The organism is Comamonas sp. C24C (assembly GCF_053345995.1).
Map to the genome: position 1 here is coordinate 301,004 of NZ_JBKFBC010000002.1, position 7,695 is coordinate 308,698.

Annotated in this window: 6 protein-coding genes; 3 read left to right on the forward strand and 3 right to left on the reverse strand. The window is 60.0% G+C overall.

From position 1 onward, the window contains the following. Positions 1–212: 212 nt before the first annotated feature. The 3 genes from leuA to pbpG all read left to right on the forward strand — a co-directional run bounded on the left by leuA (position 213) and on the right by pbpG (position 4,849). On the forward strand, positions 213–1,886 hold the full coding sequence (leuA, locus tag ACLBXN_RS05075) for a 2-isopropylmalate synthase (RefSeq protein ID WP_043007472.1): 1,674 nt from the start codon (positions 213–215) through the stop codon (positions 1,884–1,886). 103 nt (positions 1,887–1,989) lie between these two features. Continuing rightward, positions 1,990–3,528, forward strand: coding sequence for a 2-isopropylmalate synthase (locus tag ACLBXN_RS05080; protein WP_447611374.1), 1,539 nt, complete (start codon positions 1,990–1,992; stop codon positions 3,526–3,528). A 112-nt stretch (positions 3,529–3,640) separates the two neighbouring features. After that, the gene (gene pbpG / locus ACLBXN_RS05085; RefSeq protein ID WP_447611375.1) at positions 3,641–4,849 is read left to right on the forward strand and encodes a D-alanyl-D-alanine endopeptidase; all 1,209 of its coding nucleotides are present in this window, start codon (positions 3,641–3,643) and stop codon (positions 4,847–4,849) included. 134 nt (positions 4,850–4,983) lie between these two features. Here pbpG and ACLBXN_RS05090 read toward each other — a convergent pair whose 3' ends face one another. From ACLBXN_RS05090 to aat, 3 genes are all read right to left on the reverse strand, one after another. Then, positions 4,984–5,817 carry an IclR family transcriptional regulator gene (locus tag ACLBXN_RS05090; RefSeq protein ID WP_003056631.1) on the reverse strand — a complete coding sequence of 278 codons (834 nt, stop codon included), beginning with the start codon at positions 5,815–5,817 and terminating at the stop codon, positions 4,984–4,986. A gap of 98 nt (positions 5,818–5,915) precedes the next feature. Next, the gene (locus ACLBXN_RS05095; protein WP_447611376.1) at positions 5,916–6,686 is read right to left on the reverse strand and encodes an arginyltransferase; all 771 of its coding nucleotides are present in this window, start codon (positions 6,684–6,686) and stop codon (positions 5,916–5,918) included. 28 nt (positions 6,687–6,714) lie between these two features. Continuing rightward, positions 6,715–7,464, reverse strand: coding sequence for a leucyl/phenylalanyl-tRNA--protein transferase (gene aat / locus ACLBXN_RS05100; protein ID WP_003056629.1), 750 nt, complete (start codon positions 7,462–7,464; stop codon positions 6,715–6,717). Positions 7,465–7,695: the final 231 nt, after the last annotated feature.

A 7,695-nucleotide genomic window follows, 5' to 3' on the forward strand; every position in this document is an offset into this window, starting at 1 on the left:
CTGGCCCTGTCAACTTTTCTTGTGTTAAAGTGAGCCGCATGCAAAACCTGTCGCTAGCTCTACTACTAATGTCCAACGGGCAGAGAAAGTAGCGCGCGCGTACAAACACACCCTACTTGGCGGCCCGTAGCATCAGCGACGGGCCGTTTTTGCTTTTGGGCGTCGCTGGAGCTGGGTTCAATTTCCTCTAATTTCGACTAAAGAGACTCACCATGTTGCAAAACCCTTCCACCAAATACCGCGCTTTCGCCCCCGTGCGTCTGACCGATCGCACCTGGCCCGACGCGGTCATCACCAAGCCTCCGGTCTGGTGCAGCGTGGATCTGCGTGACGGCAACCAGGCCCTGATCGAGCCCATGGACATCGAGCGCAAGGTGCGCATGTTCGAGCAACTGGTGAAGATCGGTTTCAAGGAAATCGAAGTCGGCTTTCCTTCGGCCTCGCAGATCGAGTTCGACTTCATGCGCAAGCTCATCGAGGAAAACCGCATTCCCGATGACGTGACCGTGCAGGTGCTGACCCAGGCGCGTGAGCATCTGATTCGCCGCACTTTCGAAGCGCTCGAAGGCGTGCCCCGCGCGATTGTCCATCTGTACAACGCCACGGCTCCGGTGATGCGCCGTGTGGTGCTGAACATGAGTGAAGACGAGATTGTGGAATTGGCGGTGACCAATGCGCAGATGTTCAAGGACATTGCGGCACAGCACCCCCAGACCAAATGGACCTTTCAGTACTCGCCCGAAATGTATTCGGACACCGAGCTGGAGTTCTCCAAGCGCGTGATCGACGCCGTCACCGATGTCTGGCAGCCCACGCCCGAGAACAAGTGCATCATCAATCTGCCCACCACCGTGGAGCACTCGACGCCCAATATCTTTGCCGACATGGTGGAGTGGACGCATCGCAACATCAAGCGCCGCGACAGCGTGGTGATCTCGGTCCACCCACACAACGACCGCGGCACGGGAACGGCGGCTGCCGAGCTGTCCCTGATGGCCGGCGCGGATCGCCTGGAAGGCTGCCTGTTCGGCAACGGCGAGCGCACCGGCAATCTGGACGTGGTGAACGTGGCGCTCAATATGTATATCCAGGGCGTGAACCCCGGCCTGGATTTCTCCGACATCGACGATATCCGTGCAACGGTTGAGCATTGCAACCAGTTGCCCGTGCATCCTCGTCATCCTTACGTGGGTGACTTGGTCTACACCTCCTTCTCCGGCTCTCACCAGGACGCCATCAAGAAGGCTTTCGCCGCCCACAAGGAAGGCGATATCTGGGATATGCCTTATCTGCCCATCGATCCCAAGGACCTGGGTCGCAGCTATGAGGCAGTGATTCGCGTGAACAGCCAGTCGGGCAAGGGCGGCATTGCCTATCTGCTCGAGAGCGAGTACGGGCTTCAGCTGCCTCGCCGCCTGCAGATCGAGTTCAGCCAGGTCGTGCAGCGCGAGATGGATGCCAGCGGCAAGGAATTGTCGGCTGCGGATCTGTGGGATCTGTTCCAGCGCGAATATGGCGTCAACACCGTCAAGGCACCGCAGTACCGCCTGAGCGAGGCCGATGGTGTGGTTAACATGACGTCCGAGATCGAAATCGCCGGAGAGAAGGTTTTTCTGGAAGGCGAAGGTACGGGCCCCATTGATGCCTTCGTGCAGGCGCTGTCGGCTGAACTCGGTCGCAACGTGCGTGTGCTCAACTATGCCGAGCATGCGATTGGCGAAGGTGCGAATGCCAAGGCGATCGCCTATGTGGAGTTGCGCGTGGACGATGCTCAGGTCTGCTACGGCGTAGGGGTGGATGCCAATATCGTTTCCGCCTCGTTGCGCGCCATCATCTCAGGAGTGCAGCGCGTTACCGCTGTCGTTGAAGAGGCGGTAGCTGCTTAAAAGGTTCAAAGCCGGTGTCGCCAAAAGCGTACCGGCTTTTTTGTCGGCAATCCTCCAGTCATAACAGGCGCCTACCGGCGCCACCACATAGAGAGTCCCCACCATGTCCGATCAGCTCATTATTTTCGACACCACCTTGCGTGACGGCGAGCAATCGCCCGGCGCTTCTATGACGCGCGATGAAAAGCTGCGCATTGCCCGTCAGCTGGAGCGTCTGAAAGTCGATGTGATCGAGGCAGGGTTTGCTGCAGCATCCAATGGAGACTTCGAGTCCATCCAGACCATTGCACGTGCCATCAAGGACTCCACGGTCTGCTCGCTCTCCCGGGCCAACGACCGCGACATCGCGCGTGCGGCCGAGTCGTTGAAGGGGGCCAACCGCGCTCGCATTCACACCTTCATTGCCACCAGTCCGCTGCACATGGAGAAAAAGCTGCGCATGACACCCGAGCAGGTGCTGGAGCAGGCCAAGCAGGCGGTGCGCTTCGGGCGCAATCTCATCGAAGACATCGAGTTCAGCGCGGAGGACGGCTACCGCAGCGAACCCGATTTTCTGGCGCGTGTGATCGAGGCAGTCATCAAGGAAGGCGCAACCACCATCAATGTGCCCGACACCGTGGGCTATGCGATTCCGGAACTCTATGGCGAATTCATTCGCAACTTGCGCGAGCGCGTGCCCAACAGCGACAAGGCAGTCTGGTCCGTGCACTGCCACAACGACCTGGGCATGGCGGTTGCCAACTCGCTGGCGGGTGTGAAGATCGGCGGCGCGCGGCAGATCGAGTGCACCATCAACGGTCTGGGCGAGCGCGCGGGTAACTGCTCACTCGAAGAAGTGGTCATGGCCATCAAGACGCGCAAGGACTATTTCGGGCTGGAGGTGAATATCGACACCCAGCACATCGTGGCCGCCAGTCGCCTGGTCAGCCAGACCACGGGCTTTGTGGTGCAGCCCAACAAGGCGGTGGTCGGGGCCAATGCCTTTGCCCATGCCTCCGGCATTCATCAGGATGGCGTGCTCAAGGCGCGTGATACCTACGAAATCATGCGTGCCGAGGATGTGGGCTGGGCGGCCAACAAGATCGTGCTGGGCAAGCTCAGTGGCCGTAATGCCTTCAAGCAGCGCCTGCAGGAGCTGGGGGTGGAGCTGGACAGCGAAGCTGCCATCAACCAGGCTTTCGCGCGCTTCAAGGAACTCGCGGATCGCAAGAGCGAGATTTTTGACGAGGACATTCTGGCGCTGGTGAATGCCGAAGGCGCGGAGCATCAGGACAATCAGTTCCAGTTCATTTCACTGGCCCAGCAGAGTGAAACAGGTGAGCGCCCACATGCCAGCGTGGTCTTCAGCAATGCAGGCCGGGAAATCAAGGCCAGCTCAGAGGGTAATGGTCCGGTCGATGCCTCATTCAAGGCCATTGAGTCCGAAGTCAAGAGCGGTGCCGAAATGGTGCTGTATTCCGTCAATGCCATCAGCGGCTCAACCGAGAGTCAGGGCGAGGTGACGGTGCGCCTGCAACGCAGTGGTCGCGTCGTCAACGGAGTGGGTGCTGACCCCGACATTGTGGTCGCATCGGCCAAGGCTTATCTGAGCGCTTTGAACAAATTGCATAGCAATCAGGAAGTTGTTGCAGCACAAGGTTGACTGCTGGATTTATAATTTCACTCAGATTATCGAGAAGGTTGTGCAAGTGCTTGTCACTGCACAACTTTTTTGATTGAATTAAATCCTTACACCTTGTTGTCTGGAGTATCGCATGCAGCTGCTGCGTCCATTTCGCCTTGCAAAACTCACCCAGGTGGTGTCTTTGGCTCTGTTGAGCTGCGCTCTGGCTGCTCCGGCAGCGCATGCCGCTGCGCCCAAAAAAGACTCCAAAAAGCCCGTGGCTGCTGCGGCTGCGACCAAGAAGGCAGCCAAGGAGCCCGCTGGCAAGGTTCGTGCTGCAGCGCAGCCCAAAGGCGCAAAGGTCGCCAAGGGCAAGCCTGAAAAGGCGGATGCCAAGCTTGCAAGCAAGAAGGGCGGCAAGTCTGTTGTAGCAGCCAAGGCCGAGAGGGAAGAGAAGACCGGCGGCAAGAAGCGTCTGGCCAGGGTTGGAGCTGCGGGTGTTGCGGTTGCGGCAGCTGCCACGGCAGTCGAGCCCGCGCGCCTGTCCTATGGGCAGATGGCGGGTCTTCACTCCGTCTCGGACCCTCTGGATCTGCAAAGCAGCGTGGCTTATGTGATCGACCAGGACACGCATGAGGTGCTGCTGAGCAAGAACGATCAGGCCGTGCTGCCGATTGCTTCGCTGACCAAGCTCATGACCGGTCTGCTGATCTCCCAGGCCCGTCTGCCCATGGACGAGATGATCACCATCACGCAGGACGATGTGGATACCGAAAAGCACAGCAGCTCCCGTCTGCGTGTCGGCACCACCTTGACGCGTGCCGAGATGATGCATCTGGCACTGATGTCCAGCGAGAACCGTGCTGCTCATGCCCTGGGACGCACCTATCCCGGCGGTCTGGCGCAGTTTGTGCAGCTGATGAACTCCAAGGCGCTACAGCTGGGCATGAAGGACACGCGCTATGTGGAGCCCACCGGCCTGTCCAGCAGCAACCAGTCCAGCGCACGCGATCTGGCGCGTCTGGTGGCGGTGGCCCATGCGGATCCGCTGATGCGCGAATACTCCACATCGCCCGGCTATGAAGTGGCTGTGGGTCGTCGCACGCTGCAGTTCAACAATACTAACCGCCTGGTCAAGAGCGACAACTGGGATATTGGTCTGCAAAAGACCGGCTATATCTCCGAAGCCGGACGCTGCCTCGTGATGCAGGCCCATGTGGCCGGCCGCAAGCTGATCATGGTGTTCCTGGATTCGGCAGGCAAGTTCAGCCGTCTGGCCGACGCCGAGCGCGTGCGCCACTGGATGGAAAGCAAGGGTCCCACGGCCAGCAACACGATTGCCAGTCGTATCAGGGGATAGGCTGGCGCAAACCCAGCCTGTCACCGTCAAAAAGCGCTACCTCGGTAGCGCTTTTTTTATGGGGCACGAACACAGTGGCTTGCCGTGTCTTTTGCCGGCTGTGCAATATGCTGCGACAGCTGGAGCGGGAAGATTCAGCTGTGCTGGCTGCGGCTATAGGGATTGGGGGCGGTCTGAGCGGTGGCAGGGCGGGTGCCGCTGAAGCCCAGTGCCACGGAAATTTCCTGCACCGTGGCCTGCAGCCTGGGAGCCCAGCTTTCGTCAAGCCGGTCAGCGGGCGCCGATATCGACAGCCCGGCGATCAGTTTGTTCTGGTCGTCGTAAATGCCGGCGGCCATGCAGCGCACGCCCAGTTCCAGCTCTTCGTTGTCGCGGGCAATACCGTATTGGCGCACCTTGGCCAGCTCATGTTCCAGGTCGCCCAGCTGGGTGATGCTGAAATGGGTCTTGCCAGGCAGGCCGGTGCGCATGGCGTAGGCGCGTACCTGCTGGGAATCGTCGGCCGCCAGAAACAGCTTGCCGTTGGAGGTCAGATGCAAAGGAGCATGGCCGCCAATGGCGCGTACCACCTGCATGCCGGAGCGCTCGCTGTAGGCGCGCTCCACATAGACAATCTCGTCGCCCTGACGCACGGACAGGCTGATGGGCTGCTGAATCTGCTTGTAGAGCTGGCGCATCGGCGAAAGCGCCACTTCGCGCACGTTCAGGCGGGCCTTGACCAGATTGCCCAGCTCCAGAAAACGCATGCCCAGGCGGTAGCTGCCCGATTCGGGGCGGTCCACAAAGCGGCCCAGTGCAAGATCATTGAGGATGCGGTGCGTGGTCGATGGATGCAGGCCCGTGCGTTCGCTGATCTCCTTCAAAGAAACCGCTTCCTCACGCGATGCCAGCACGTCGATCAACGTGAACATGCGTTCCAGAACCTGGACGCTGGGCTTTGCGGAGGCCGAGAGGTCGTCTTTTTTCATGCGTTGGAGATGCTTTGCGGGATGAGGGCATTCTAGCGGTGCTGCAGCCACGCAACCATCTCATCCGCTCATATATCCATGTGCTGCTTTTGGCAGCATCACTCTTCAATTTGCGAGCGCACAATGCTTTGCCTGTCTACGCGTCGCCAAAGCTCACCCTGGCGGATCTCATGCGGCAAAAAGCTGGCCTTGTAGCGCATCTTCTGGCTTTCGGAGATCCAGTAGCCCAGATAGACATACGGCAGGTTCATGGCCTTGGCCTGCTGGATCTGCCACAGCACATTGAAGGTGCCGTAGCTGGCCTGATCTTCCGGGGCGTAGAAGGTATAGACGGCCGAGAGCCCGTCTTCGAGCACATCGAGAATGGAGAGCATCTTGAGTGTGCCGGGCTGTCCGTCTGCGCTGGGCTCGCGAAACTCCACCAATCGGGAGTTGACCCTGCTTTGCAGCAGAAACTGCGTGTACTGATCCACGCTGTCGTTGTCCATGCCGCCGCCACTGTGGCGATGCTGCTGGTAGCGAAGGTAGAGCTGGTAGTGCTCGTCGGAATAGTGCAGGCGCTGAATGGAGGCCACCAGTTGCCCGTGCTGTTTGGCGGCGCGTCGCTGGCTGCGGCAGGGGCGGAACTCCTGCGCAAGAATTCGCAGCGGAACGCAGGCTTGGCAGCCGTCGCAATAGGGGCGATAGGTGAACATGCCGCTGCGCCTAAAGCCCAGCGTGACCAGTTCCGAGTAGGTGGTGTTCTGAATCAGATGGCTGGGCGTGGCGACCTGGGAGCGTGCCAGCCTGCCCGGCAGATAGCTGCAGGGATAGGCCGCCGTGGCGTAGAACTGCAGGGCATGTAGCGGGAGGTCGTTCGGGTGCGTCATGATCGGACTCGGCTGCAGATGCGGTGCATCAAGCCTCAGTATGGCTCAGCAACTGCTCCCAGTATATGGGTCTGAATTGCCACTGCATATCGGGCAGCTGCGACTGGGCTTGAACAGTCCGGGCAAATTGTGCTCTGGTGATCTCTCGTGCGCCCATGAAGGAAAGGTGCGCCGTGGCCTGCTGGCAGTCGATCTGCGGCACCTGATGAGCCCTGCACAGGGCCACCAGTGCCGACAGTGCAATCTTGGAGGCATCCGTCTGCAGCGCGAACATGGATTCGCCAAACACCGCCCTGCCCAGTGCCACGCAGTAAAGCCCGCCGACGAGCTGGCCGTCGATCCAGGTTTCCACGCTGTGTGCAGCGCCTTGCTGATGCAGTTCGGTGTAGGCATCGATGATGCTCTGCACGATCCAGGTGCCGTTCTGTCCGTCGCGGGGGGTTTGGGCGCAATGCTGCATCACCGTGGCAAAAGCGCTGTCGATGCGGATCTCGCAGCCAGGATCGTCGCGAAACTTCTGCAGTCTCTTGCGTAGGCTGCGGTGCAGTCGGAACTCCTCAGGATGCAGAGCCATGCGTGGATTGGGGGACCACCAGAGCACGGGCTGGCCCTCGCTGAACCAGGGGAAGATTCCCTGGCTGTAAGCGGTGCGAAGGCGGGCGGCATCCAGGGTGTTGCCGGCGGCCAGCAGTCCGGGAATGGGATCCCGCTCGCCCCAGGTCTGATCGATGGGAGGGAATTCTTGTTCGGGCTGCAGCCAGGGCAGGGAGTGCGTCATTGGCAGTGGAAATGGATGGACTGCCCCAAGTCTTGCACAGACTGAAGCGGTTTTGCATGTCGCGGCACAAGGCCGGTGCTGGCGTAATCCCGTTGTCGGCGGCAGAAATGAAAAAAGGCTTCCACAGGGAAGCCTTTTTGCGGGGGGAGCAGCTGCGGCAGCAGCAGCCACCTTACACGCGCTTGCGGTATTCGCCGGTGCGGGTGTCGATTTCGATCTTGTCTTCTTGGG

Coding starts and splice junctions, on each gene's coding strand:
- leuA (WP_043007472.1), top strand. CDS start 213: ATGTTGCAAAACCCTTCCACCAAATACCGCGCTTTCGCCCCCGTGCGT.
- aat (WP_003056629.1), bottom strand. CDS start 7,464: ATGACGCACTCCCTGCCCTGGCTGCAGCCCGAACAAGAATTCCCTCCC.
- ACLBXN_RS05095 (WP_447611376.1), bottom strand. CDS start 6,686: ATGACGCACCCGAACGACCTCCCGCTACATGCCCTGCAGTTCTACGCC.
- ACLBXN_RS05080 (WP_447611374.1), top strand. CDS start 1,990: ATGTCCGATCAGCTCATTATTTTCGACACCACCTTGCGTGACGGCGAG.
- ACLBXN_RS05090 (WP_003056631.1), bottom strand. CDS start 5,817: ATGAAAAAAGACGACCTCTCGGCCTCCGCAAAGCCCAGCGTCCAGGTT.
- pbpG (WP_447611375.1), top strand. CDS start 3,641: ATGCAGCTGCTGCGTCCATTTCGCCTTGCAAAACTCACCCAGGTGGTG.